The sequence below is a fragment of the Pseudomonas sp. LBUM1658 genome, assembly GCF_059716055.1.
The window spans coordinates 991,899-1,016,958 of record NZ_CP166798.1 but is presented as its reverse complement, the minus strand read 5'-3'; the positions used below and the strand labels follow the sequence as shown (position 1 = coordinate 1,016,958).

The 25,060-nt window shown below is 58.0% G+C and carries 20 protein-coding genes; 12 read left to right on the top strand and 8 right to left on the bottom strand.

Features of this window, described 5'->3' with window-relative positions; all coding sequences use genetic code 11:
• Nucleotides 1–51: 51 nt before the first annotated feature.
• Nucleotides 52–963, bottom strand: coding sequence for a 5-dehydro-4-deoxyglucarate dehydratase (gene kdgD / locus ACA064_RS04625; protein WP_497672318.1), 912 nt, complete (start codon nt 961–963; stop codon nt 52–54).
• 236 nt (nt 964–1,199) lie between these two features.
• Here kdgD and ACA064_RS04620 point away from each other — a divergent pair, with 236 nt between their 5' ends.
• A complete protein-coding gene (locus ACA064_RS04620; protein WP_497672317.1) occupies nt 1,200–2,564 on the top strand; it encodes a phospholipase in 1,365 nt (454 codons plus the stop codon).
• Between the two features lie 14 nt (nt 2,565–2,578).
• Here ACA064_RS04620 and ACA064_RS04615 read toward each other — a convergent pair whose 3' ends face one another.
• The 4 genes from ACA064_RS04615 to ACA064_RS04600 form a co-directional block, all read right to left on the bottom strand.
• Nucleotides 2,579–3,328: a FadR/GntR family transcriptional regulator gene (locus ACA064_RS04615; protein WP_497672316.1), complete on the bottom strand. Its 750-nt coding sequence runs from the start codon at nt 3,326–3,328 to the stop codon at nt 2,579–2,581.
• Between the two features lie 220 nt (nt 3,329–3,548).
• A complete protein-coding gene (locus ACA064_RS04610; RefSeq protein WP_497672315.1) occupies nt 3,549–5,279 on the bottom strand; it encodes an ABC transporter ATP-binding protein/permease in 1,731 nt (576 codons plus the stop codon).
• 85 nt (nt 5,280–5,364) lie between these two features.
• Complete coding sequence (locus ACA064_RS04605) at nt 5,365–5,925, bottom strand: response regulator transcription factor (protein ID WP_150645248.1); 561 nt, start codon at nt 5,923–5,925, stop codon at nt 5,365–5,367.
• Nucleotides 5,918–7,180 (bottom strand): ATP-binding protein, encoded by a 1,263-nt coding sequence (locus tag ACA064_RS04600; RefSeq protein ID WP_497672314.1) that lies wholly within the window; start codon nt 7,178–7,180, stop codon nt 5,918–5,920. The genes ACA064_RS04605 and ACA064_RS04600 overlap by 8 nt, the downstream gene beginning before the upstream one ends.
• 231 nt (nt 7,181–7,411) lie before the next feature.
• On the opposite strand from ACA064_RS04600, the gene ACA064_RS04595 reads away from it, so the two are divergent.
• Nucleotides 7,412–8,128, top strand: a complete 717-nt coding sequence (locus tag ACA064_RS04595; protein ID WP_497672313.1) for an SIMPL domain-containing protein — start codon at nt 7,412–7,414, stop codon at nt 8,126–8,128.
• 175 nt (nt 8,129–8,303) lie between these two features.
• Here ACA064_RS04595 and ACA064_RS04590 read toward each other — a convergent pair whose 3' ends face one another.
• Nucleotides 8,304–8,690 carry a DUF6124 family protein gene (locus ACA064_RS04590; protein ID WP_497672312.1) on the bottom strand — a complete coding sequence of 129 codons (387 nt, stop codon included), beginning with the start codon at nt 8,688–8,690 and terminating at the stop codon, nt 8,304–8,306.
• A 1,092-nt stretch (nt 8,691–9,782) separates the two neighbouring features.
• Here ACA064_RS04590 and ACA064_RS04585 point away from each other — a divergent pair.
• The 10 genes from ACA064_RS04585 to ACA064_RS04540 all read left to right on the top strand — a co-directional run bounded on the left by ACA064_RS04585 (nt 9,783) and on the right by ACA064_RS04540 (nt 22,310).
• On the top strand, nt 9,783–11,408 hold the full coding sequence (locus tag ACA064_RS04585; protein WP_497672311.1) for an ABC transporter substrate-binding protein: 1,626 nt from the start codon (nt 9,783–9,785) through the stop codon (nt 11,406–11,408).
• A gap of 304 nt (nt 11,409–11,712) precedes the next feature.
• The gene (locus ACA064_RS04580) at nt 11,713–13,314 is read left to right on the top strand and encodes an ABC transporter substrate-binding protein (RefSeq protein ID WP_497672310.1); all 1,602 of its coding nucleotides are present in this window, start codon (nt 11,713–11,715) and stop codon (nt 13,312–13,314) included.
• Nucleotides 13,315–13,483: 169 nt separating this feature from the next.
• Nucleotides 13,484–14,860 carry an OprD family porin gene (locus tag ACA064_RS04575; RefSeq protein ID WP_497672309.1) on the top strand — a complete coding sequence of 459 codons (1,377 nt, stop codon included), beginning with the start codon at nt 13,484–13,486 and terminating at the stop codon, nt 14,858–14,860.
• A 79-nt stretch (nt 14,861–14,939) separates the two neighbouring features.
• On the top strand, nt 14,940–16,535 hold the full coding sequence (locus ACA064_RS04570) for an ABC transporter substrate-binding protein (protein WP_497672308.1): 1,596 nt from the start codon (nt 14,940–14,942) through the stop codon (nt 16,533–16,535).
• 73 nt (nt 16,536–16,608) lie between these two features.
• Nucleotides 16,609–17,619 carry an ABC transporter permease subunit gene (locus tag ACA064_RS04565; RefSeq protein WP_497672307.1) on the top strand — a complete coding sequence of 337 codons (1,011 nt, stop codon included), beginning with the start codon at nt 16,609–16,611 and terminating at the stop codon, nt 17,617–17,619.
• A gap of 10 nt (nt 17,620–17,629) precedes the next feature.
• Entirely contained in the window at nt 17,630–18,541 is a 912-nt protein-coding gene (locus tag ACA064_RS04560; RefSeq protein WP_497672306.1) for an ABC transporter permease subunit, read from the top strand.
• A gap of 10 nt (nt 18,542–18,551) precedes the next feature.
• On the top strand, nt 18,552–19,520 hold the full coding sequence (locus ACA064_RS04555) for an ABC transporter ATP-binding protein (RefSeq protein ID WP_497672305.1): 969 nt from the start codon (nt 18,552–18,554) through the stop codon (nt 19,518–19,520).
• The gene (locus ACA064_RS04550) at nt 19,520–20,491 is read left to right on the top strand and encodes a peptide ABC transporter ATP-binding protein (protein WP_497672304.1); all 972 of its coding nucleotides are present in this window, start codon (nt 19,520–19,522) and stop codon (nt 20,489–20,491) included. Before ACA064_RS04555 ends, ACA064_RS04550 begins: the two co-directional genes overlap by 1 nt.
• Before the next feature lie 306 nt (nt 20,492–20,797).
• The gene (locus tag ACA064_RS04545; RefSeq protein WP_497669155.1) at nt 20,798–21,775 is read left to right on the top strand and encodes an IS5 family transposase; all 978 of its coding nucleotides are present in this window, start codon (nt 20,798–20,800) and stop codon (nt 21,773–21,775) included.
• A gap of 193 nt (nt 21,776–21,968) precedes the next feature.
• Nucleotides 21,969–22,310, top strand: coding sequence for a hypothetical protein (locus ACA064_RS04540; protein WP_497672303.1), 342 nt, complete (start codon nt 21,969–21,971; stop codon nt 22,308–22,310).
• Between the two features lie 268 nt (nt 22,311–22,578).
• Here ACA064_RS04540 and ACA064_RS04535 read toward each other — a convergent pair whose 3' ends face one another.
• The gene (locus ACA064_RS04535; protein ID WP_497672302.1) at nt 22,579–22,791 is read right to left on the bottom strand and encodes a hypothetical protein; all 213 of its coding nucleotides are present in this window, start codon (nt 22,789–22,791) and stop codon (nt 22,579–22,581) included.
• Nucleotides 22,792–23,193: 402 nt separating this feature from the next.
• Nucleotides 23,194–24,777, bottom strand: a complete 1,584-nt coding sequence (locus tag ACA064_RS04530; RefSeq protein ID WP_497672301.1) for a peptide chain release factor 3 — start codon at nt 24,775–24,777, stop codon at nt 23,194–23,196.
• Nucleotides 24,778–25,060: the final 283 nt, after the last annotated feature.

Here is a 25,060-nt window from a genome sequence, read left to right as displayed (position 1 = left end):
AATCTCCTTACGCAAAAGGCCGCTGATTGCTCAGCGACCCTGGTGAATTGTTTACTGCGCGCCTTGCTTGTCGATCAGCGCAGCCAGTGCTTCGTATTCTTCCGGCAACAGATCAGTCAGCGGGGTACGGACCGGACCTGCGTCGTAGCCAGAAATTTTTGCCCCGGCCTTGACGATGCTCACTGCGTAGCCGGCCTTGCGGTTGCGAATGTCCAGGTACGGCAGGAAGAAGTCGTCGATGATCTTGCCGACTGTGTCGTGATCTTCCCGGGCAATGGCGTGATAAAAATCCATCGCGGTTTTCGGGATGAAGTTGAACACCGCCGAGGAATAAACCGGTACGCCCAGCGCCTTGTAGGCGGCGGCGTAAACCTCCGCGGTCGGCAGGCCACCGAGGTAACTGAGACGATCGCCGAGGCGACGGCGGATCGACACCATCAACTCGATATCGCCCAGACCATCCTTGTAGCCGATCAGATTCGGGCAGCGCTCGGCCAGGCGTTCCAGCAACGGAGCGGTCAGACGGCAGACATTGCGGTTGTAAATGATCACGCCAATTTTGACCGACTTGCACACGGCCTCAACGTGGGCGGCAACGCCGTCCTGGCTGGCTTCGGTCAGGTAGTGCGGCAACAGCAGCAAGCCTTTGGCACCCAGGCGCTCGGCCTCTTGGGCGTACTCGATGGCCTGGCGAGTCGAGCCACCGACACCGGCGAGGATCGGCACGCTGGTGGCGCAGGTGTCGACGGCGGTCTTGATCACTTGCGAATACTCGCTGGCCGCCAGGGAAAAGAACTCACCAGTGCCACCCGCCGCGAACAAGGCCGAGGCGCCATACGGGGCCAGCCATTCGAGACGTTTGATATAGCCCTCGCGGTGGAAATCACCCTGGGCATTGAAATCGGTAACCGGAAAGGACAGCAGACCGGAAGAGAGGATGGACTTCAGTTCTTGTGGATTCATTATTCGAACACCCTGGGAAGCACGTTGTGATGAAAAGGTACGTCAGCCACTGCTGATGTCGTACGTCATCGTACAACCTAAATAATAATCGTCAACTGCATTTCATCGCCGGAGATGAGATTGGGGCAGCAACAATTACCTTCTTGACGTAGACAGGGTTTCATCTATGATCGATATTAACTGTATATACATACAGTTAATCGTGAGAATACCTACGGCCTATCAAGGAGCTGGAAATGTCCGGTCTACCCATCCTCCCGCAGGAACGCGTGAGCCAGGACGGCAAAATCATTGCTGACCTGGATAGCCTTTTTACCGAGCACGACATTCCGGTTGAGGCTGATGGGGACACCGTGAGTCTGTTCGCCGACGATAACCCCGGCGGCCACTTTTTCCCGCCAGGAATGATCTCCGACCTGCCAGACAGTGACCTGAAAGCCTCGCCACCACTGAGATTCGAGGGTGCAGAGCACACCGCGATTGGCGACAGTACCTTGCTGCGCCTCACCAAAGCCACGCCGGGTATTCCCGCCGGGCAAGTGCCATTGCGCCTGCCCAACAGCCTGGCACTGACCTATGGGCAGATCGTTGCCCTGGGGGGTGATTTCTATGGCATCCCTGAGCAACCGATATGCGAAGGAGCAACGCCTGTCGATCGACTTCAGCGTTTTCTGGCAGCCTTCAATTCTCTGGCGGTGCAGCCCATGGCAAAGGACGAAGCCAGGCAAATCCTCAGCGTCATGCAGCAGGCAATCGTCGCCACTAACCTGGCCATCAGGGACGGCAAACAGCCCCACGACGTCTACGAATTCCTGGGAGATACGTTGTCCGAAGAGTCGAACGAGGTCACCGGCGGTGGCAGTTTTATTTCCCCGCTGTTCCCGTTGGGGCGCTACCTGAAGCTGGCAGCGAACAACCTCGACCACTTTGGTGAATGGGCGCTGCTGGCTTATGTGGCCGGTCATACTGCGGCATTGCATCAGGCGGTGCTGGCCCATAACAGCGGCGATGATATGCAACTGGAACTGGCCTACGCCATGAACGCCTTCGCCGACCATTTCCTGACCGATCTGTTTTCCGCCGGGCACCTGCGCATTCCGCGCAAACAGCTGGCGGCAGTCGTCACCCCGAGCGATCTGGGCTCACTGCTCACTCGCTTCATGCACGATGAAGACAGCAAGTTCGGGCTCAATGTCAGCAATGCCCGGGGCGACAAATGGCATGCCTACGGCGACAAGCGCTACTTCGACACCCTCGACAGCGCCAACTGCAGGCTGGTCAAACTGGCCGTGCAGCAATCGGTGGATGAAGTCTTCGATACGTTCATCAGCGGCACCTTGCCTGCGCCTGAAAACTACATCGCGCTCGAGTACATCCCTGACCTGAAAGCCATACTGAACCCTTCCGGCAATTTCTCACCGCTGTTCGTCATGGAAGGGGACCAGGTGCTGCGCCGCCGCGACGTCAATAATCTTGACGACCAGAAACGGATCGGCGATTGGTGGGGTTGGAGTACCTATCTACTGCTCAAGGACTACAAGCCGAACAACACTAGCTCGGCACTTGGCACAAATTATGTACACAGCACAGAACCATTGTAGGCAACGTAAACACCTTAGCCCCGCTGCGCCTGCGCCTCTTCATGGGCATGGCGCAGCCGTTCGCGGCTGTTGGTCAGGTGCAGCCGCATCGCCGCTCGGGCTGCGTCCGAATCCTGGCGGGCAATCGCGTCATAGATCTCTTCGTGCTCGCGGCTCAGGCGATTCATGTAGTGCTGTTGGTCATCATGGGCCAGGCGCGCCGAGTTGAGCCGGGTACGCGGAATGATGCTGGTGCCCAGGTGGGTCATGATGTCGGTGAAGTAGCGGTTGCCAGTGGCCAGGGCGATCTGTAGATGAAACTGGAAATCCGAGGCCACCGCGTCGCCGGCACGGGCTGCGCTTTCGTTCAATGCATCCAGTGCCGCACGCATCAACGCCAACTGCTCGCTGCTGCGACGTTGTGCCGCGAGGCCCGCGGACTCCACTTCCAGGCTGATGCGCAGTTCAAGAATCGCCAACACATCGCGCAGGGTCACCACGGTCGCCGGATCGATGCGAAAGCCGCTCGGGCTTGGGGTGTCCAGCACAAAGGTGCCGATACCGTGACGGGTCTCGACCTGGCCTGCGGCCTGCAAGCGGGAAATTGCTTCGCGCACCACGGTGCGGCTGACGCCATGCGCCTCCATGATCGCCGACTCGGTGGGCAACTTGTCGCCACGTTTGAGCAAACCGTCGCGAATCTGCTCGGACAGTACCGTCACCAGTTCCTGCGCGAGGCTGCGGCGCTTGCGGGGAAGGCGTGGCGCGTCGATCTGGTTTTCCATGGTGAACATCTATCTCGGGTTCAAAAGAATCGCTTTCGCGGGCAAGTCCTAATGCCATGTAGTAGCGAGCTTGCTCGCGATGGACGTTAACGATAACGCGTGTTTTCTGAATAAACGCGTCGCCCTTGAATCCATCGCGAGCAAGCTCGCTCCTACAGGCAATAGGGCAAACCCGCTTCCACATTGCCCGCATCATAGCTTACCTGAGTTGTACGATCACCTACGCCGCTGTCACTGTCTGCTCGACCAGGTGACCGCCCTCGATGCGCACATGCCTTGGGTGGAAACGCTTGAGGCTGCTGCGATGTCCGACACTGACGATGCTCAGACCCGGCAATTGATTGATCAAGGCTTGATAGAGCACCGCTTCATCCTCTTCATCCATCGCCGAGGTGGCTTCGTCCATGTACAGCCATTGCGGCGCATAGAGCATCGCGCGGGCAAAGGCCAGGCGCTGCTGTTCACCCGGCGACAGCATGCGCTGCCAGTGATTGCTCTCGTCCAGGCGCGGGATCAGGTGCGGCAAGCGGCAGATTTCCAGCACTTGCACGTAACGCTCGTGCGGGTAAACCTCCCCCGGCTGTGGATAACTCAGGGCTTCGCGCAGGCTGCCGATCGGCAGATAAGGCTTTTGCGGCAGGAACAGATAACGCTGGGCTGGCACCCGGATATTGCCGTGGCCATCAGGCCAGAGCCGGCCCATGGCCCGCAGCAAGGTACTTTTGCCACTACCGGAACGGCCGCTGAGCATCAATCGCTCCCCCGCCGCAACGCTCATGTTGGCGTCGGTCAGCAAGTGACGGCCATCCGCCAGATCCAGCCCCAGGTTGTGCACTTTCAGCTCATTGCCCTGGCTCTGCACATCGATCGCCGGTGGCCGGTTTTCGTTGTCGGTCATGGCCTGACGAAAGCTCAGCAAGCGGTCACAGGTAGCGCGCCAGGCCGCGAGGTCGGAATACGCGGTAATGAACCAGCTGAAGTTCTCCTGAACGTTGCCAAACGCCGAGTTGATTTGCATCAGTTCCCCGAGCTGGATCTTGCCGCTGAAGTAGCGCGGTGCAGCGACAATGAACGGGAAGATGATTGCGATCTGTCCGTAACCGGCGGTGAAGAATGTCAGGCGTTTGGACACCCGCATGATGTCCCAGAAGTTGTGCCAGACCATGCCGAAACGGCTGCTCAAGCGCTTGTTCTCGTTCGGTTCGCCGTTATACAGCGCAATGCTTTCAGCATTTTCGCGAATCCGCACCATGGAAAACCGCAGGTCGGCTTCAAAGCGTTGTTGTCGGTTGTTCAAGCCGATCAAACGCTTGCCGATCAGGTGTGTCAGCCAGCTGCCGATTACCGCGTACACCAACGCACACCAGAACATGTAGCCGGGAATGGTGTAACCGAAGACTTCGATACTGCCTGACACCCCCCAGAGGATGATTGAGAACGACACCAGGCTGACTACGGTGCGGATCAGCCCTAGCCCAAGGTCCAGAGTGTTGGTGGTGAAGCTGTTGAGGTCTTCGGAAATCCGTTGGTCCGGGTTATCGGTGTAACCGCCCCGCTCCAACTGGTAGTAATTCTTGTGGCCGAGCCAGCGGCTGAAATGTTGTTCGGTCAGCCAGGCCCGCCAGCGGATGGTGAGCATTTGGGTCAGGTACAGCCGATACACCGCTCCGAGAATCGCCACCGCGGCGATTCCGCAGAAATACAGGATCAGTTGCCAGAATGCCGCTTCGTCCTTCTGTTGCAGCGCGTTGTAGAAGTCCTTGTACCAACTGTTGATCCACACCGAGATCGCCACGCTGAACAACGACAGCGCGATCACCGCAATTAACAGCGTCCAGGCCTTGCCTTTCTCCTCACTGCGCCAGTACGGCGTGGTCATCTTCCAGACCCGCCGCAAAAACTGCCCACGCACAGCATCATTGACCGCGGAATACTCAGCGTTCTGATTCATTGTTCAGGCTCGATAGGGTAAAGAACACGCTTCGAACCGATCATAGTTGATCGGCTCGGGTTGTCGCGAGTCTGGAGATATCCGTTCAGCGGCGAACCGGACGCTTCTGCAGTTTGCGCTGCAGGGTGCGGCGGTGCATGCCCAGGGCGCGGGCAGTGGCGGAGATGTTGCCTTCGTGTTCGGTCAGCACGCGCTGGATGTGCTCCCATTGCAGGCGATCCACCGACATCGGGTTTTCCGGCACCAGGGTGTCGAGGTCGGCATGCTCGGAAAGCAGCGCGGCCAGCACGTCATCGGCGTCCGCCGGTTTGCACAGGTAATTGCAGGCGCCGCGCTTGATCGCTTCGACGGCGGTGGCGATGCTCGAATAGCCGGTCAGGATCAGCACGCGCATTTCCGGATCGAGCTCGAGCAGCTTGGGCAGCAGCACCAGTCCGGAATCGCCGTCCATTTTCAGGTCAAGCGCAGCGTAATCCGGAATGTCCTGCTGGGCGATGCTCAGGCCTTCTTCGGCGGAACCCGCGGTACTCACGCGAAAACCGCGGCGGCTCATGGCGCGCGCCATGACGCGGGTAAAGGTAGCGTCGTCGTCTACCAGCAATAAATGCGGCAGTTCTTCGCCTTCGACTTGGATCTCGTCACTCATGTTCGTCTCCTCGGGCAACACGGGGCAGGCGCAGCTCGGTAAGCGTGCCACCTTCCTCATGACTGTAGAGTTTCACTGAGCCGCCAGCGCGTGTCACGCTGGCCTTGCTCAAAAACAGGCCCAGGCCGAAACCTTTGCCCTTGGTGGTAAAAAACGGTTTACCGATCTGCTCGGCAATCGCCAGCGGCACACCGGCGCCGTGGTCGCGAATGCTGATGGTGAGATTGTCGGCATCCCAGTCCACTCGCACTTCCAGACCTTCCGGGCAGGCGTCGGCGGCGTTATTCAGCAGGTTGAGCAAGGCCTGGGTCAAATCCGGCGGCGGTGCCAGACGCGGCACAGTGCCCTGGCCCAGGCGCTGGAGGCGATAACTGGCCTCCGGACGCATCAGGTGCCAGCGATTCAGGGCTTCGTCGAGCCAGTCGGTGACGTCCTGCATGTCCACCGCCAGCCGGCGATTGGCTTCAGCGGCGCGGACCAATTGCTGCAAGGTCTCCTTGCACAGCTTGACCTGGTCCTGGAGCACGCTCAAATCGTCCTGCAGCAGCGGGTCGTGATGATCCTGACGCATTTCCTTGAGCAGCACGCTCATGGTCGCCAATGGTGTACCCAACTCATGGGCAGCACCAGCGGCCTGCGTGGCCACGGCCAGCAATTGTTGATCGCGCAGACCTTCTTCGCGGCGGATCGCCCGCAACTCTTCCTGACGCCGCAGCTCCTCGGCCATCTTCGCCGCGAAAAAGGTAATCACTGCCGCGGCAAGGGCAAAGCTCAGCCACATGCCGTAGATCTGCATCTTTTCCCGGGCGATCGGGAACGTCTCCAGCGGGTAGAACTGCGCCAGCAGCAAGGTATAGAGCGCCAGGGCAATGCCGGAGAGGATCAGCGAATAGCGCCAGGGCAACGTCACCGCGGCAATGGTCAGCGGCACCAGATAATAGGAGACGAAGGGGTTGGTCGAGCCACCGGAGAAATACAGCAAGGCGCTGTGGATAAACAGGTCGCAGGCCAGTTGCACGGCGTATTCCAGCTCCGTCACCGGCCACGAGGTGCGCAGGCGAATGGCGGTCAGGGCACAGAGCACCATGGAAAACCCGAGGGTTATCGCCAGTTGCAGCCAGGGCAAGGGCAGCAGATCGAACCAGTAGGCAAGCCCCACCGAACCGGCTTGAGCGGCCAGTACCAGGGTGCGAATGAAGGTCAGACGCCAAAGGTTCTGGCGAGTGGCGGAAAGCAGTTGAACGGGGGCGAGCATGAGCTCTCCTGATGAGCGCTCCAGGCGGATCGCGACGAGTATAACCAAGCAGCGCCTTCCACAGGCAAACTGCGGCAAACAGCCACAGGGGAGCAGCGGCAAGCCTAAAGCTGCAAGCTGCAAGCTTTTACTTGCCGCTTGTAGCTTGAAACTTGCAGCTGCCTCATAGAGTCTGATGGTTTCACGCAGGTTCGGACCCTAATCCCTGCGGACCGTACTCAAGGAGATTCCATGCACACATTCAGCCGCAGCGCCGCCCTTCTTGCCCTCAGCGTCGGCGCCCTCGCCAGCCTGCCGGCATTGGCCGCCGACGAGCTTCATTACAACCAGATTTCCCTGCGCGCCGAAGTCAGCCAGGAAGTGCCTCGCGACCTGATGATCGTGACTCTCTATAGCGAAGAGCAGAACACCGACCCGGCCAAACTCGCCGCGGACATCAGCACCACCATGAACAAGGCGCTGGCCCAGGCCAAACAGGTCAAGGAAGTGACCTTGCGCCAGGGCAGCCGTAATAGCTACCCGATCTACGACACCAAGGGCCAGAAAATCACCGGCTGGCGCGAACGCGCCGAACTGCGCCTGGAAAGCCCGGACTTCGCTGCCCTGTCGAAACTGACCGGTGAACTGCTTACCGAGCTGAAAATGGGCGGCATGGATTTCGCCATCGCCAACGCGACCCGCAAGACCAGCGAAGATACCTTGCTCAAAGAAGCCGTCGACGCCTTCAAGGCCCGCGCGCAACTGACCACCGATGCACTGGGTGGCAAGGGCTACAAAATCGTCAACCTGAACCTCAACAGCAACGGCTACCCGCAACCCTACATGCGGGGCCCCAGCATGATGAAAGGCGCCAGCCTGGATTCAGCGCCGGTGACCCCGGAAATCGAAGCCGGCACCAGCCAGGTCAGCATGACGGCCGATGGGGCGATTGAAGTGTTGATGCCTTAAGCAATGATGTGCCAGTCAGTCTTGTACTGACTGTGCCACCGTCATCGCGAGCAAGCTCGCTCCCACATTGGATCTGAGCCAGTCCACACATTGTATGTACGGCATATAACCTGTGGGAGCGAGCTTGCTCGCGATTGGGCCTTCAACTCAACAAATGCTCACCTGACACACTGCACTACAGATTGACCCGGCACCCCTGATCCACCTGATCCAGAGCCTTGTCCACCAACAACTTGCTCAACTCGATCATCTGGTAAACCCCGAGCACCACACTTCGACGCGAGTCTTCGAGATCGAAGGCAAGATCGCAGGTAATGGCAGTGGCACTGGCGAGGGTTTCGGAAGCATTGGCCAGCAGCATTTCAGTGTCGAGATTGGAGGCAACGGTGAAGATATTGACTGGCTGGGCGCCAGCGAGTCTGGGCTTGTCGATTGGTGGCGAAAGGTAATGATCAAGGGCTCGGTCGGCTGCGGCGCGGTCCTTGAGCAGGTCTTCGGCGCCCAGGGCGTCCGAGATGGGTGTGATTTTGTTGAAAGGCGGGTCTGGGACGATCTTGTCCATGTATTGAGCTCCTACTTACCAATGGGAGCCATCATTTGCCGTTTCCACACGGCAAATAGGTGGCAGCTGTACGCGGGGTGGAAAACCGGTTAGTAGGCACCCGGCCAGACCGAAATCTGCCCACGCACAGCCGCCGTAACGCAGTTTGCAGACGAAAGAAGACATCGGCAACGTTTACGATGGTGAGGTTATGCGGCTACTAAGGTTCCAGGTTTCCACACCTGATCGCTGATACGCAGCGACAGCCAAAGGTTATGCGCCGCCCCAAACCCAACGCAACCGCCAAAATCCGTCGGAAAATTCCTCCACAAAGCCTCGACCTACAGCGCTTTCTGTAGGAGCTGCCTCAGGCTGCGATCTTTTGATCTTCGTTGCGTACCATTTCATCAGGAGGAACAAGCCCCCACAAACAGGCCGGCCGGTCGGCCGCCTCGCTTTTGCTTTGGCTTTTGATCTACCCGCCCCTTCGGCAGGCCGAGTGGAGGTGTTCATCAGGGGGGTGGCGCGAAGCGCCGTCAGCGAAGCTGACTCCGCCGCGGCGCGGCGTCCCCTGATGGACGCCGGAGCGAGGGAACACCGAGCCTTAGCGAGGTGCCGTACGCCGGGGCGAGACCTTTTGGGTACTTTTGGGGCGTTTGCCAAAAGTGCCTCGCCGTAAGGGCGAAACCCTAAGTGGCCGTTACCGCAGCAACGGATATGTACACCGACCCTCAAGAGCCAGGCCGACTGTCAGGCCGCCTTATCGCGAGCAGGCTCGCTCCCACAAGATCAAGATCAAAATCAAAAGATCGCAGCCTGCGGCAGCTCCTACAGGTCAGGTATCTATAGGTAACACCCTACGCCCCCGTCAGGTGCGACCTACACTCCACCGCCCCCTTGTAGCGCACCAAATGCACCGAAAAAACCACGCGCAAACGGTCAAATGCGTCAATACTTACACTGATGCGACATTCCTGTACGTTCGTGCCACTGTTTAAGGCTTGTAGCCACTCCGGATCTTGCATTGGGTATGGGCCCTGCATAAGTATCCGCAGGCACGACTCACGAGGTCGTCCTCTAAATCAAAAAATGACAACAAATCATGAGGCCACCATGCTCAAACACGCGGTCATTCCGTTTTTAGTCGGCGCAGGCTTGTTAGCTAGCGCACCATTCGCCCAAGCGGCGACTAACCTGGTGTTCTGCTCCGAAGGGAGCCCGGCCGGCTTTGATCCAGGTCAGTACACCACCGGAACCGACTTCGACGCCTCTGCAGAAACCATGTTCAACCGCCTGACTCAGTTCGAGCGTGGCGGCACCGCCGTTACTCCGGGTCTGGCAACCAGCTGGGACATTTCCCCGGACGTGCTGACTTACACCTTCCACCTGCGTGAAGGCGTCAAGTTCCACACCACCCCGTATTTCAAACCGACTCGTGAGTTCAACGCCGACGACGTGCTGTTCACCTTTAATCGCATGATTAACAAGGATGACCCGTTCCGTAAAGCGTACCCGACCGAATTCCCGTACTTCACCGACATGGCCATGGACACCAACATTGCCAAGGTCGAGAAGGTCGACGATCACACCGTCAAGTTCGTGCTGAACAGCGTTGATGCTGCCTTCATCCAGAACCTGGCCATGAGCTTCGCCTCGATCCAGTCAGCCGAGTACGCCGCCCAGCTGCTCAAGGAAGGCAAACCAGGCGACATCAACCAGAAGCCGATCGGCACTGGCCCGTTTGTGTTCAAGAGCTACCAGAAAGACTCCAACATCCGCTACACCGGGAACAAGGACTACTGGAAGCCTGAAGACGTCAAGATCGACAACCTGATCTTCGCCATCACCACCGACCCATCGGTACGTATCCAGAAGCTGAAGAAAAACGAGTGCCAGATCACCCTCTTCCCTCGTCCGGCCGACCTTAAGGCACTGCGCGAAGACAAGACCCTGAAGCTGCCAGAACAGGCCGGTTTCAACCTGGGTTACATCGCCTATAACGTAATGCCCGTGCTCAAGGGCCGCACCGACAACAACCCATTGGCCGACCTGCGGGTCCGTCAGGCGTTGGACATGTCGGTGAACAAGTCACAGATCATCGATTCGGTGTACCAGGGCGCCGGCCAACTGGCCGTCAACGCCATGCCGCCAACCCAGTGGTCCTATGACACCACCATCAAGGATGCCAAATACGACCCTGAGAAAGCCAAAGAGCTGCTCAAGGAAGCAGGCATCAAGGAAGGTACCCAGATCACTCTGTGGGCCATGCCGGTTCAGCGTCCGTATAACCCGAACGCAAAACTGATGGCTGAAATGCTGCAGTCGGACTGGAAGAAAATCGGTCTGAACGTCAACATCGTCAGCTACGAATGGGGCGAGTACATCAAGCGTTCCAAGGGCGGCGAGAACCAGGCGATGATCATCGGCTGGAGCGGCGACAACGGTGACCCGGATAACTGGCTCAACGTGCTGTTCGGCTGCGACTCCCTGGCCGGTAACAACTTCTCCAAATGGTGCAACAAGGACTTTGACAAGCTCGTCAAAGATGCCAAGAAAACACCTGACCAGGCCAAGCGCACCGAACTGTACAAGCAGGCGCAACACCTCCTCAAAGACCAGGTTCCAATGACACCTATCGCTCACTCGACGGTGTTTCAACCCATGCGCACGACTGTGCAGGACTTCAAGATCAGCCCGTTTGGCTTGAACTCCTTCTACGGCGTCAGCGTCAGCAAATAAGGTCTGGCAACGGCGGCTTCCTTGAGGTCGCCGTTGCTTTACCCGCCAGGACCGCAGGAATTTGCCTACATCCAGAACCTCTGCGTACTACCGCAGCGGCCCTAGGACAAGTCGACTTTTCCTACGCGTCTTTAAGACCATATGCATTTACTGTCCCGCCCGCGGCTCATACCGTCGAGGCACGGCAGTCCTGCGTTTTTGGCTGGCACTGCTGTACGCGATGACTTGGGATCAATGACTTCTCCCTGCCCCTCCGGACAGGGAGAAGTCATTGAACAAAAAACAATAAGGGAGAGGGAGCGTCATGCGTCATTCCTTGGTTTTATCCGCATTACTAGGCACCGGCCTGTTGGCCGGCGCATCGATCAGCCAGGCCGCCAGCAACAGCCTGGTGTTTTGCTCTGAAGGCAGCCCGGCCGGTTTCGACACCGCGCAGTACACCACTGCAACCGACAACGATGCCGCCGAACCGATCTACAACCGGCTGGCCGAGTTCGAAAAAGGCGCGACCAGTGTCGTCCCGGGCCTGGCTACCCGCTGGGATATTTCCGAGGACGGTCTGACATACACTTTTCACCTGCGCGAAGGGGTGAAATTTCACACAACCAAGTACTTCACACCGAGTCGCGACTTCAACGCCGATGACGTACTGTTCACCTTCAACCGCATGCTCAATCCCGAGCAGCCGTTCCGCAAGGCTTACCCCACCGAGTTTCCGTATTTCAACGGGATGAGCCTGAACAAGAATATCGCCAGAGTCGAAAAGACCGACCCGCTGACCGTGGTAATGACGCTCAACAGCGTAGACGCCGCCTTCATTCAAAACATCGCCATGAGTTTCGCTTCGATCCTCTCGGCCGAATACGCCGATCAGTTGCTCACGGTCGGCAAACCCAGCGACATCAATCAGAAGCCGATCGGTACCGGCCCCTTCGTGTTCCAGCGTTATCAAAAGGACTCGCAGATCCGTTACGCCGGTAACAAACAGTACTGGGACCCGAGCCGGGTCAAGCTCGATCAGTTGATTTTCGCGATCAACACCGACGCCTCGGTACGCGTGCAGAAGCTCAAGGCCGGTGAATGCCAGATCACCCTGCACCCGCGCCCGGCCGACGTCGACGCGCTGAAAAAAGACCCGAAACTGCAACTTATCGAGAAGCCCGGCTTTAACCTTGGCTACATCGCCTACAACGTGCGGCACAAACCCTTCGACCAGCTCGAAGTGCGTCAGGCGCTGGACATGGCGGTAAACAAACAAGGCATCCTCAACGCTGTGTATCAGGGCGCCGGGCAACTGGCGGTCAACGCCATGCCGCCCACCCAATGGTCCTATGACGAGACCATCAAAGACGTCGCCTACAACCCGGAAAAAGCCAAAGAGCTGCTCAAGGCCGCCGGGGTCAAGGAAGGCACCGAGATCACCCTCTGGGCCATGCCGGTGCAACGCCCATACAACCCCAACGCCAAACTGATGGCTGAAATGCTGCAGTCCGACTGGGCCAAGATCGGACTCAAGGTCAAAATCGTCAGCTATGAATGGGGCGAGTACATCAAACGCACCAAGAACGGTGAGCACGATGTCAGCCTGATTGGCTGGACCGGCGACAATGGGGATCCGGACAACTGGCTCGGCACCCTCTACAGCTGTGACGCTATTGGCGGCAACAACTACTCCATGTGGTGCGACCCGCAATACGACAAGCTGGTCAAGCAAGCCAAGATCGTGACGGATCGCGAACAACGCACGGTCCTCTACAAACAGGCTCAGCAGTTGCTCAAGCAACAAGTCCCGATCACCCCTATCGCCCACTCGACGGTCAACCAGCCGTTGAGCGCCAAAGTCGAAGGGTTCAAGGTCAGCCCCTTCGGCCGTAACGTCTTTTCGGGCGTCGGCATCACTCCATAACCCGGCAACCAGAACCCGGAGAGCGAATTTCGCTCTCCCGCAGGCGTGCAGCCTGAATTCGACAAAACTGTCGCCAGCAAACGTTTGCGATACCTTGATCGAGTTCAAATTCAATAGCCGGATCACCAAAAAAAGACCGGCATAAAAAAGAAAGTCAGGAGCTTCACCCATGAAACTGAGTAGCACCGCGCTATTAGCCTTGGCCATCAGCAGCGTGATGGCCACGGCCCACGCAGAAAGCGTTAGCCAGGAATTCGTTCCAACCCAACTCAACAGCACCAACGCTCAAGCAGAATCCAAGGGCTTTGTCGACGGCCAGAGCCTGTCGGGCACGACCCGTAACTGGTACGCCAACGAGCTCAAGCGTCGTGGTGGCACCTTCAGTTATCAGAAACACGGTGAAACCCAGACCACCCCGCGCCGCATCAACTGGGTTCAGGGCACCATCCTCAACTACAGCTCCGGCTTTACCCAGGGCACTGTGGGTTTCAGTACTGAAGTCGCGGCCTATAACGCGCTGGTCCTGGATCGCAGCCGCAAGGACATTGCCAACGGTTCCAACCGCACCCTGGCCCATTCCGACGGTGATGCCGTAGACCAGTGGAGCAAACTCGGCCTGGCCAACGTCAAGGCGCGGGTTTCCAATACCACTCTGACCGCCGGTCGCCAGAACTTCAGCAGCCCGATCGTCGACGTGATCGGCAACCGTCCGCTGCCTTCCAGCTTTGAAGGCGTGGCCCTGCACAGCGAAGAGTTCGACAACCTGTCGTTCGACCTTGGCACTTTCGACCGGGTGTCGCCGCGTACCGAGCAAAGCCTGTCGAAATTTCGCAGTGAATATTCGGCCACCGGTGTCGAAACCGACCATGTACACACCGCCGGCCTGAACTACCAGCCGCTGAAAAGCCTGAAGACCAGCCTGTACGCGGCCAATGTCGAAGACTTCTGGAATCAGTACTACTTCGGCGCCGTTCACGAACTGGGCGACAGCTCGGTCCTGAGCCTGACCACCGGCCTGAACTACTACAAAACCGTCGATGAAGGTAAAAAGAAGATGGGAGAGATCGACAACGATACCTTCTCCCTATCGTTCGGCCTGACCCACCAGGCTCACAGCCTGACGTTCGCCTACCAGGAAGTTAACGGTAACGAGTACTTCGACTACCTGCATGAAACCAACGGCATCTACCTGGCCAACTCCCTGCTCTCGGACTTCAACGGCCCGAACGAGAAGTCCTTCCAGATCGCCTACGGTATCAACATGGCCGAATACGGCGTACCGGGCCTGAAGTTCAACATCTACCAGGCTCGCGGCTGGGGCATCGACGGTACTCACTACAAAGGCACCGCCTATGATGTGAATGGCCTGGATGGCGAACACCACTATGAATACGGCATCGGTACTTCCTACGCCGTGCAGAGCGGCCCGCTGAAAGCCACCGCGATTCGCGCGACCTACACCACTCACCGCGCCAGCGAAAACCAGGGTGACGGCAACATCAACGAATTCCGTCTGGTCACCACCATTCCATTCAACATTCTCTAAGCACCAGCTGAACGGCTGATTTATTGAAGAATCAGCCGTTCAGGCTTTTCTGGTTCAATCGATTGCAGAGGGGTTATTGATGAATAAGCTTGCGTTACGAGCGGCGATTGCCACCGCGGTGCTGAGTGTCGCTGTCGGCGTCTCGGCCAAACCCTTGGTGGTTTGTACCGAAGCCAGCCCGGAAGGCTTCGATATGGTCCAGTACACGACTGCAGTCACAGCCGATGCGGTGGCCGAAACCATCTTCAATCGTCTGGTGGACTTCAAGCCCGGCACCACTGAAGTGGTACCGGCACTGGCCGACTCCTGGGAGATCAGCGCGGATGGGCTGAGCTACACCTTCCACCTGCGTAAAGGCATCAAGTTCCACACCACCGAATACTTCAAGCCGACCCGCGAGATGAATGCCGACGACGTGCTCTGGAGTTTCCAGCGCCAGCTGGACCCGAAGCATCCGTGGCATGACAAATCGAGCATAGGTTTCCCGTACTTCGAAAGCATGGGCTTCAAGGAATTGCTCAAAAGCGTCGAGAAAGTCGACGACCACACAGTGGTATTTACCCTGACCCGCCGCGAAGCGCCCTTCCTGGCCGACATCGCCATGGCGTTCTCCTCGATCTACTCCGCCGAATACGCCGACCAGTTGCTAAAGGCCAACAAGACCAACGACCTGAACAGCAAGCCAATCGGCACCGGGCCGTTTGTCTTCGTGCGTTATGCCAAGGACGCCCAGGTCCGTTTCAAGGCCAACCAGGATTATTTCCGTGGTCCGCCGCCGAGCGAAGCGCTGATCCTGGCAATTGCTACCGACAACAACGTGCGCCTGCAGAAGCTCAAGGCCAATGAGTGCCAGATCGCGCTGTATCCAAAACCCGATGACATCCCGAGTATCAAGGCCGACCCTAATCTCAAGGTCGACGAACTGGCGGCCATGACCACCAGCTACACCGCCATGAATACCACCCGCAAATACATGAGCGACGTGCGGGTCCGGCAGGCGATCAATATCGCCTTCGACAAGGAAGCCTACGTCAACAGCCTGTACGGCAAGGGCAATGCCGTGGTCGGGACCGGCCCTTATCCGCCAACCCTGCTAGGCTTTAACGACACACTGAAAAACCCGCCGCGCGACCTGGACAAGGCCCGCGTGCTGCTCAAGGAAGCCGGCGTGCCGGAAGGCACGGTGCTGACCCTGTTCACCCGCAACGGTGGCGGCCCGACCAACCCCAACCCGCTGCTCGGCGCACAAATGATGCAGTCGGACCTGGCACGGGTCGGCATCAAGCTCGACATCCGCGTCATGGAATGGGGCGAAATGCTCAAGCGCGCCAAAAATGGCGAACATGACATGGTCTCGGCCGGCTGGGCCGGTGACAACGGTGACCCGGATAACTTCCTGACCCCGAACCTGAGTTGCGATGCAGCGAAAAACGGCGAAAACTACGCCCGCTGGTGCAACAAACAGTTCCAGGACGTGATCGACAGGGCCCGCGCGGGAACCGATCCGGCAGAACGTGCTGCACTGTATGAAAAAGCTTTGGTGACTTTCGATCAGGATCAACCATGGATCCCCATGGCCTACCCGAAAATGTTCACCGCAATGCGCAAGAACGTCGAGGGCTATCACATTAGCCCCCTGACCACTAATAACTTCGCTACCACCCTGGTGAAGTAGATAAGAAACGCCCGTCATCGTTGATCCCGACGGTGCCGGGCACGCCTAACCGGCTGATGAGGTACACCAGAAGATGTTTAGTTTTATTGCCCGCCGCGTGGGGTTGTTGATCCCCACCTTCTTCGGCATCACCTTGCTGACCTTCGCATTGATTCGCATGATTCCCGGCGACCCCGTGGAAGTCATGATGGGCGAACGTCGGGTCGACCCTGAGATGCATGCCCAGGCAATGGAACGCCTTGGTCTGAACAAACCGCTGTATGCCCAGTACCTGGACTACATCGGCAAGCTCGCCCATGGCGATCTTGGCGAATCCCTGCGGACCCGTGAAAGCGTCTGGAGCGAGTTCACCTCGCTGTTCCCGGCGACCCTGGAACTGTCCATGGCCGCCCTGCTGTTCGCCGGCATCCTCGGGCTGCTGGCCGGGGTGATTGCCGCCTTGAAGCGAGGATCCCTGTTCGACCATGGGGTGATGGGCATCTCCCTGGCGGGGTATTCGATGCCGATTTTCTGGTGGGGCCTGATCCTGATCATGTTCTTCTCGGTCTCCCTGGGCTGGACCCCGGTTTCCGGGCGGATCGACCTGCTGTACGACATCGAGCCGAGAACCGGCTTCATGCTGATCGATACCCTGCTGGCCGATGACACCGGGGCTTTCTTCGACGCCCTGCATCACCTGATTCTGCCGGCCATCGTGCTCGGCACCATCCCGCTGGCGGTGATCGCGCGGATGACCCGCTCCTCGATGCTCGAAGTGCTGCGCGAAGACTACATTCGCACCGCCCGGGCCAAAGGCCTGTCGCCAGCACGCGTGGTGTTCGTCCACGGCCTGCGTAACGCCTTGATTCCGGTACTGACGGTAGTCGGCCTGCAAGTCGGCACCCTGCTGGCCGGTGCGGTTCTGACCGAAACCATCTTCTCCTGGCCCGGCATCGGCAAATGGCTGATCGAAGCCATTGGCGCCCGGGATTATCCGGTGGTGCAAAACGGCATCCTGTTAATCGCGTGCCTGGTGATTCTGGTCAACTTCGTGGTGGACATCCTCTACGGCTTTGCCAACCCACGCATCCGTCATCAGCGCTGAGATCATACTAATGAGCACTCTAACTACCTCAGTAGCAGTCGACCAAAGCCTGCTGTATCCGTCTCCGTACAAAGAGTTCTGGCATGCCTTTTCGAGGAACAAAGGGGCCGTCGCCGGCCTGATGTTCATGATCCTGGTGGTGTTCTGCGCCCTGTTCGCCCCCTGGGTCGCACCGCACAATCCGAGCGAGCAATACCGCGACTTCCTGCTGACACCGCCGTCCTGGCTGGAAGGTGGGCAGATTCAGTTTCTGCTCGGTACCGATGAGCTGGGACGCGATCTGTTGTCGCGCTTGATCCATGGTTCACGCCTGTCGCTGATGATCGGTTTGTCATCGGTGGTCATGTCAATGATCCCGGGCATCATGCTGGGTCTGTTCGCCGGGTTCTTCCCGCGCGTGCTCGGCCCGACCATCATGCGCCTGATGGACATCATGCTGGCCCTGCCATCCCTGCTGTTGGCAGTTGCTATTGTCGCCATCCTCGGCCCTGGCCTGATCAATACCGTGATCGCCATCGCGATCGTTTCGCTGCCGTCCTATGTTCGTCTGACCCGCGCCGCGGTGATGGGTGAACTGAACCGCGACTACGTGACCGCCGCGCGCCTGGCCGGTGCCGGTCTGCCACGCCTGATGTTCATCACCGTGTTGCCTAACTGCATGGCACCGCTGATCGTTCAGGCGACCTTGAGTTTCTCTTCGGCAATTCTCGATGCCGCGGCCCTGGGCTTCCTCGGCCTTGGCGTACAACCGCCGACCCCGGAGTGGGGCACCATGCTGGCTTCGGCTCGCGACTACATCGAACGCGCCTGGTGGGTGGTGAGCCTGCCTGGTTTGACCATTTTGCTCAGCGTGCTGGCAATCAACCTGATGGGCGACGGTCTGCGCGATGCGCTGGACCCGAAACTCAAGAACGCCGCCTGAGGAGATTCCCATGTCACTGCTAGAAATCAAGAATCTCAACGTGCGCTTTGGCGACGCCAACGCGGTACCGGTGGTCGACGGACTCGACCTGTCCGTGGACAAGGGCGAAGTACTGGCCATCGTCGGCGAATCGGGTTCCGGCAAGTCCGTGACCATGATGGCGCTGATGGGGCTGATCGAGCATCCCGGAATCGTTACCGCTGACTCCCTCGTCTTCGACGGCAAGGACATGCTCAAGCTCAATGCCCGCCAGCGTCGCAAAATCGTCGGCAAGGACCTGGCAATGGTCTTCCAGGACCCGATGACCGCGCTGAACCCGAGCTACACCGTGGGCTTCCAGATCGAGGAAGTGCTGCGCCTGCACCTGAAAATGTCCAGCAAGGACGCCCGCAAGCGCGCCATCGAACTGCTGGAAAAGGTCGAAATCCCTGGCGCCGCCAGCCGCATGAATGCCTATCCGCATCAACTGTCCGGCGGCATGAGCCAGCGCGTGGCGATTGCCATGGCCATCGCCGGTGAACCGAAACTGCTGATCGCCGATGAACCGACCACCGCCCTCGACGTGACCATCCAGGCACAGATCATGGAGTTGCTGCTCAACCTGCAGAAAGAGCAGAACATGGGCCTGGTTTTGATCACCCACGATTTGGCCGTGGTGGCCGAAACCGCCCAGCGGGTATGCGTGATGTACGCCGGCCAAGCCGTGGAAGTCGGGCAAGTGCCCGGGCTGTTCGACGTGCCGGCGCATCCATACAGCGAAGCATTGCTGGCAGCGATTCCGGAACACAGCCTGGGCGCCGAGCGCCTGGCGACCCTGCCGGGCATCGTTCCGGGTCGTTATGACCGTCCGCAAGGCTGCCTGTTGTCGCCGCGTTGCCCCTATGTGCAAGACAACTGCCGCACGCAACGCCCGGGCCTGGACCCTAAAGCCCACAGCCTCGCCCGTTGCTTCTACCCCTTGAATCAGGAGGTGGCGTAATGAGCGTCGTTCTCACCGCCCGCGACCTTACCCGTCACTACGAAGTATCCCGCGGCCTGTTCAAAGGCACCGCCCTGGTTCGTGCCCTCAATGGCGTGTCGTTCGAACTGGAAGCCGGCAAGACTCTCGCTGTGGTTGGCGAGTCGGGCTGTGGCAAGTCGACCCTGGCCCGCGCCCTGACGCTGATCGAAGAGCCCTCCTCCGGCTCCTTGAAAATCGCCGGGCAGGAAGTCACCGGCGCCGACAAGGCCCAGCGCAAGCAACTGCGCAAAGACGTGCAGATGGTGTTCCAGAGCCCCTACGCCTCGTTGAACCCACGGCAGAAAATCGGCGACCAGCTCGCCGAACCGCTACTGATCAACACCAAACTGAGTGCCGCCGAACGTCGCGAGAAAGTCCAGGCGATGATGAAGCAGGTGGGCTTGCGCCCTGAACACTACCAGCGCTATCCGCACATGTTCTCCGGTGGCCAGCGTCAGCGGATTGCCCTGGCTCGGGCGATGATGCTGCAACCCAAGGTGCTGGTGGCGGACGAACCGACATCGGCCCTCGACGTGTCGATTCAGGCCCAGGTACTCAACCTGTTCATGGACCTGCAGAAAGAGTTCAACACCGCCTACGTGTTCATCTCCCACAACCTGTCGGTGGTGCAACACGTTGCTGACGATGTGATGGTGATGTACCTCGGTCGTCCGGTGGAAATGGGTCCGAAGGAGGACATCTACAGCCGCCCTCTACACCCGTACACCCAAGCGCTGCTGTCGGCCACACCCACCATCCACCCGGACCCGAACAAGCCGAAGATCAAGATCGTCGGCGAACTGCCCAACCCGCTCAACCCACCGTCCGGCTGCGCCTTCCACAAGCGCTGCCCGTATGCGACCGAGCGCTGCAGCACCGAAGAGCCGGCCCTGCGCCTGCTCGACAGTCGCCAGGTGGCTTGCCACTACGCCGAGCAATTCGTCGTTTGAACCGGGCATAAAAAATACTCTCGGAATCAGTCCGGGAGGTTTTTTTTCAAGTGTCGATCAACCCCTTCCGCAGGGCCGCGTACCGGTCTGGCTGGAGGGGTTTCCTATATATTACTTAAACAAAGTAGTTTTCTTACAGAATGAAAAGAAACAATACTTCAACAACAAAAGAAAACATCCACAACCTGTAACAAGCCATGGCGCGAGCTGTCTTTTAGTTACCGAAATAGCTTTAGGGAAACTCTGAAAAAGACTTCCATCTCTGGTGAAATACCCATCTCACACGAATCGAACGGTTGAGCCCCGATGAAACAGATGTCCTTCGCCGATGCCGAGTATGCCGGTAAACGTAAGCAGACCCGCCGCGAGCGCTTCCTGATCGAGATGGATCAAGTCGTGCCCTGGAAGGGTTTGATTGCCTTGATCGAACCGCATTATCCGAAGGGTGAAGGTGGTCGTCCGGCGTATCCGTTGCTGGCCATGTTGCGGGTTCATCTGATGCAGAACTGGTTCGGCTACAGCGATCCGGCGATGGAAGAATCGCTGTATGAAACGACGATCCTGCGCCAGTTTGCAGGGCTGCATCTGGATCGAATTCCTGACGAAACCACGATTCTCAACTTCCGCCGCTTGCTGGAGAAACATGAGCTGGCGGGTGGGATTTTGCAGGTTATCAACGGTTATCTGGGTGACCGTGGATTGATGTTGCGTCACGGAACGATCGTGGATGCGACGATCATTCATGCACCCAGCTCAACCAAGAATAAAGACAAGAAACGCGACCCCGAGATGCATCAGACCAAGAAAGGAAATCAGTACTATTTTGGAATGAAATCCCACATTGGCGTTGATGCGGATTCGGGCTTGGTTCATAGCGTTGTCGGTACTCCCGCCAACGTGGCGGACGTGACACAAGTGGATCAATTGCTTCACGGAGAAGAAGTTCACGTCTGTGGCGATGCCGGTTACACCGGGGTGCAGAAACGCCCAGAACATCAGGATCGCAAGATGATTTGGTCGATTTCTGCCCGGCCCAGTTCGTACAAAGAGCATGGCAAAGACACGGTGATCGGTAGCGTGCTACGCGGGATTGAGTATGCGAAAGCGCAAGTCAGAGCCAAGGTTGAGCATCCGTTTCGAGTGATCAAGCGCCAGTTTGGCTATACGAAAGTGCGCTTTCGTGGTCTGGCGAAAAACATCGCTCAGCAGACGACGTTGTTCGCCTTGTCGAACCTGTGGATGGTGCGAAAACGATTGTTGAATGCAGGAGAGGTGCGCCTGTAATGCGGGCTAATCGCCCTGAAACAGCGCGATTAGAGGAAAAATCATGAATTAAAGAGTGGAAAGGTCCGATTTTCGACCGAATCAGCGTTTTTTGAACCTCTCACAGAGAGGGCATCAAAAATCGGTGGGTACTTCAGACCTTCCTTAGCCTGATTAAACTCATTGAATCATCCCCACCAAAAGGAATAAACCAATGAGTTCAATGTCAAAGTCTTTAGAGCTGATGATTGAGGAGATTTACACGGATGGCGAGGTTTCGATGGAAGAATACAAAAGACTGCAGGCCGAAGCCGATCGCCGCTGGGAAGCAGTCACCGAGGAGCTCGGGCCGAACACCACATTGACTGCTTTTCAAAACGCCATGGATGTCGCGATGCATCTTTTATATCTCAGCGTCGAACATGCACAGAAACAAGAAGTCACGGATCTCGGGGAAGCCTATGTAAAAGATGCAATCCATGCGCAAGTCGAATACCTGCGAGCGGGCACCGAGCTGACACTCAAACTGTTGAGGGCCGGTCAAAACAGACTATAAGTATTCGTTCCTGCGTGACGCAGTATCTCCATAACATCGCGCTGCTCACCACCATAATTATTCCCACTTGATAGTGGGAATAATCAACTATCTAACCTGTTAATGGATTTGCAGAAATAGTTAAACACCGGCAATTCGTCGACGGCGCAGCCTGAAAAAACGTGCCCCGGTAAACGGGGCGTGTTGTTGCAGAGTTGACCAACCCCCTTCTTCCTGGATTGCTCAGCAATTTGGAAGAAGGGGTTTTCTTTTGTCCGTCATTTACATTCTATGTCTGGCTATCGCCCTCATCCTCCTCGGTGTCTGGATCGTCAGTGGTCGAGTCGTCATCTTCCGCTGCAATCATTACGCTGTACGCCCCGTGCCCGTTCGAGGCCTGCTCCTCATGTTCCGGACACTCCGCCCAAGCCGCCGACGCCGTACCGAGGGTTAGCAGCACCAATACTTTCAGCAACAACACACCGCGTAGAAAAATGCTCATAGCCGATTCCATCCTTTCAAGGTGAAGCCTCAGAGCCTGACGGCGACAAACCTGGATGCCGTGGCATTGTGTGAAACTCAGTTGCGATCGAGCGGGTTCTCCAGATAGGACGCTGATGAACCCCAGGAAATGCCATTGGCAGGCAGATTGGTTTTGAATAAGGGTTATGCCAAACAGCGATTTCAAATGCTGTGATGACCTGTGGCGAGGGCCCTGCTCTTGTAGGAGCGAGCTTGCTCGCGATGGACTCAAGGGCGGTGCGTTTATTCAGAAAACACGCGTTATCGTTAACGTCCATCGCGAGCAAGCTCGCTCCTACAATATAGACCTCAGGGAATTTCGCCGGCCAATAAAAAACCCCGCAGCTTTCGCAACGGGGCTTGGGGTGTTACCGCTCAGCGCTTAGTGATGCTCACGAGTCGCGCGGAATTTCACGTCTGGCCAGCGCTCTTCCATCAGCGCCAGGTTGACCCGGGTCGGGGCCAGGTAGGTCAGGTGACCACCGCCGTCGATCGCGAGGTTTTCCACGGCCTTGACGCAGAACTCTTCAAGTTTCTTCTTATCGCTGCAATCGATCCAGCGGGCGGAATACACGGTGATCGGCTCGTAGGCGCATTCGACCTTGTATTCCTCTTTCAGGCGGCTGGCGACCACATCGAACTGCAGCACACCGACGGCGCCGAGAATGATGTCGTTGCTGCGTTCCGGGAAGAACACCTGGGTCGCGCCTTCTTCGGCCAGCTGTTGCAGGCCTTGGCGAAGTTGCTTGGACTTGAGCGGATCCTTCAGGCGTACGCGACGGAACAGCTCCGGAGCGAAGTGCGGGATCCCGGTGAAGCTCAGCGCTTCGCCTTCGGTGAAGGTGTCGCCGATCTGGATCGTGCCGTGGTTGTGCAGACCAATGATGTCGCCAGCGAAGGCTTCTTCCAGTTGCTCACGCTCGGAGGAGAAGAACGTCAGTGCATCGCCGATCCGCACGTCCTTGCCAGTTCGGACGTGGCGCATTTTCATGCCTTTGTCGTACCTGCCGGAGCAGATCCGCATAAAGGCGATCCGGTCACGGTGTTTCGGGTCCATGTTCGCCTGGATCTTGAACACGAAGCCGGCGAATTTCTCTTCAATCGGCTCGACCGTGCGCTCGTTGGCGACACGCGCCAGTGGCTTGGGCGCCCAATTGACCACGGCGTCGAGCACGTGATCGACACCGAAGTTGCCCAGAGCCGTACCGAAGAACACCGGGGTCAGTTGGCCGTCGAGGAATTCCTGCTGATTGAATTCGTGGCAAGCGCCCTGGACCAGCTCCAGTTGATCGACAAAACGGTCGTACTCGTCGCCCAAATGCGCACGGGCTTCGTCGGAGTCGAGCTTCTCGATGATTTTCACATCGGTACGCTCGTGGCCATGGCCCGCGGTGTACACGATAATGTAGTCGTCGGCGAGGTGATACACACCCTTGAAGTCGCGGTAGCAACCGATCGGCCAGGTGATTGGCGCGGCCTTGATCTTCAGGACCGCTTCGATCTCGTCGAGCAGTTCGATCGGGTCGCGGATGTCCCGGTCGAGTTTGTTGATGAAGCTGACAATCGGCGTGTCACGCAGACGGCAGACGTCCATCAAGGCGATGGTACGTGGCTCTACGCCCTTACCACCGTCGAGGACCATCAAGGCCGAGTCGACCGCCGTCAGGGTGCGGTAGGTGTCTTCCGAGAAGTCTTCGTGGCCCGGGGTGTCGAGCAGGTTGATCATGTGATCGCGATACGGGAACTGCATGACCGACGTGGTAATGGAAATACCACGCTGCTTTTCCATTTCCATCCAGTCGGAGGTGGCATGACGGTCCGACTTTCGGGATTTCACCGTACCGGCAATAGCAATGGCCTTGCCCATCAGCAAGAGTTTCTCGGTGATGGTGGTCTTACCCGCATCCGGGTGGGAAATAATGGCGAAAGTGCGGCGTTTCGCGACTTCGGCGGCCTGTTTGGTCATGGGAAATCGCCTGGCAGGTGATTCAAAAAAGGGCGGCGATTATAGCCCAAACTCAGCCCAGAACCGAACCATTGAGCACATTGGGGGTGGCGAAATGCCGCACATAAGGGGAACCTTTTGCCCAGTGGAGCCGTCCACTCTCTTGTTACCACCTCGTTTCAGGGGCTGAAATATCAGCAAATCATCCTGACGAGGCTGCGCTTATGGCTCGACTTGTGCCGCTTTGCCGGCCCTTGCGAGCTGCTTTTCGCGAACGACTCTCCCGGCAGCCAGGAATGGCAGT

Coding starts and splice junctions, on each gene's coding strand:
- ACA064_RS04550 (WP_497672304.1), top strand. CDS start 19,520: ATGAGCGTCGTTCTCACCGCCCGCGACCTTACCCGTCACTACGAAGTA.
- ACA064_RS04535 (WP_497672302.1), bottom strand. CDS start 22,791: ATGAGCATTTTTCTACGCGGTGTGTTGTTGCTGAAAGTATTGGTGCTG.
- ACA064_RS04595 (WP_497672313.1), top strand. CDS start 7,412: ATGCACACATTCAGCCGCAGCGCCGCCCTTCTTGCCCTCAGCGTCGGC.
- ACA064_RS04555 (WP_497672305.1), top strand. CDS start 18,552: ATGTCACTGCTAGAAATCAAGAATCTCAACGTGCGCTTTGGCGACGCC.
- ACA064_RS04610 (WP_497672315.1), bottom strand. CDS start 5,279: ATGAATCAGAACGCTGAGTATTCCGCGGTCAATGATGCTGTGCGTGGG.
- ACA064_RS04620 (WP_497672317.1), top strand. CDS start 1,200: ATGTCCGGTCTACCCATCCTCCCGCAGGAACGCGTGAGCCAGGACGGC.
- ACA064_RS04605 (WP_150645248.1), bottom strand. CDS start 5,925: ATGAGTGACGAGATCCAAGTCGAAGGCGAAGAACTGCCGCATTTATTG.
- ACA064_RS04570 (WP_497672308.1), top strand. CDS start 14,940: ATGAATAAGCTTGCGTTACGAGCGGCGATTGCCACCGCGGTGCTGAGT.
- ACA064_RS04600 (WP_497672314.1), bottom strand. CDS start 7,180: ATGCTCGCCCCCGTTCAACTGCTTTCCGCCACTCGCCAGAACCTTTGG.
- ACA064_RS04585 (WP_497672311.1), top strand. CDS start 9,783: ATGCTCAAACACGCGGTCATTCCGTTTTTAGTCGGCGCAGGCTTGTTA.
- ACA064_RS04565 (WP_497672307.1), top strand. CDS start 16,609: ATGTTTAGTTTTATTGCCCGCCGCGTGGGGTTGTTGATCCCCACCTTC.
- ACA064_RS04575 (WP_497672309.1), top strand. CDS start 13,484: ATGAAACTGAGTAGCACCGCGCTATTAGCCTTGGCCATCAGCAGCGTG.
- ACA064_RS04540 (WP_497672303.1), top strand. CDS start 21,969: ATGAGTTCAATGTCAAAGTCTTTAGAGCTGATGATTGAGGAGATTTAC.
- ACA064_RS04530 (WP_497672301.1), bottom strand. CDS start 24,777: ATGACCAAACAGGCCGCCGAAGTCGCGAAACGCCGCACTTTCGCCATT.
- ACA064_RS04560 (WP_497672306.1), top strand. CDS start 17,630: ATGAGCACTCTAACTACCTCAGTAGCAGTCGACCAAAGCCTGCTGTAT.
- ACA064_RS04545 (WP_497669155.1), top strand. CDS start 20,798: ATGAAACAGATGTCCTTCGCCGATGCCGAGTATGCCGGTAAACGTAAG.
- ACA064_RS04615 (WP_497672316.1), bottom strand. CDS start 3,328: ATGGAAAACCAGATCGACGCGCCACGCCTTCCCCGCAAGCGCCGCAGC.
- ACA064_RS04590 (WP_497672312.1), bottom strand. CDS start 8,690: ATGGACAAGATCGTCCCAGACCCGCCTTTCAACAAAATCACACCCATC.
- ACA064_RS04580 (WP_497672310.1), top strand. CDS start 11,713: ATGCGTCATTCCTTGGTTTTATCCGCATTACTAGGCACCGGCCTGTTG.
- kdgD (WP_497672318.1), bottom strand. CDS start 963: ATGAATCCACAAGAACTGAAGTCCATCCTCTCTTCCGGTCTGCTGTCC.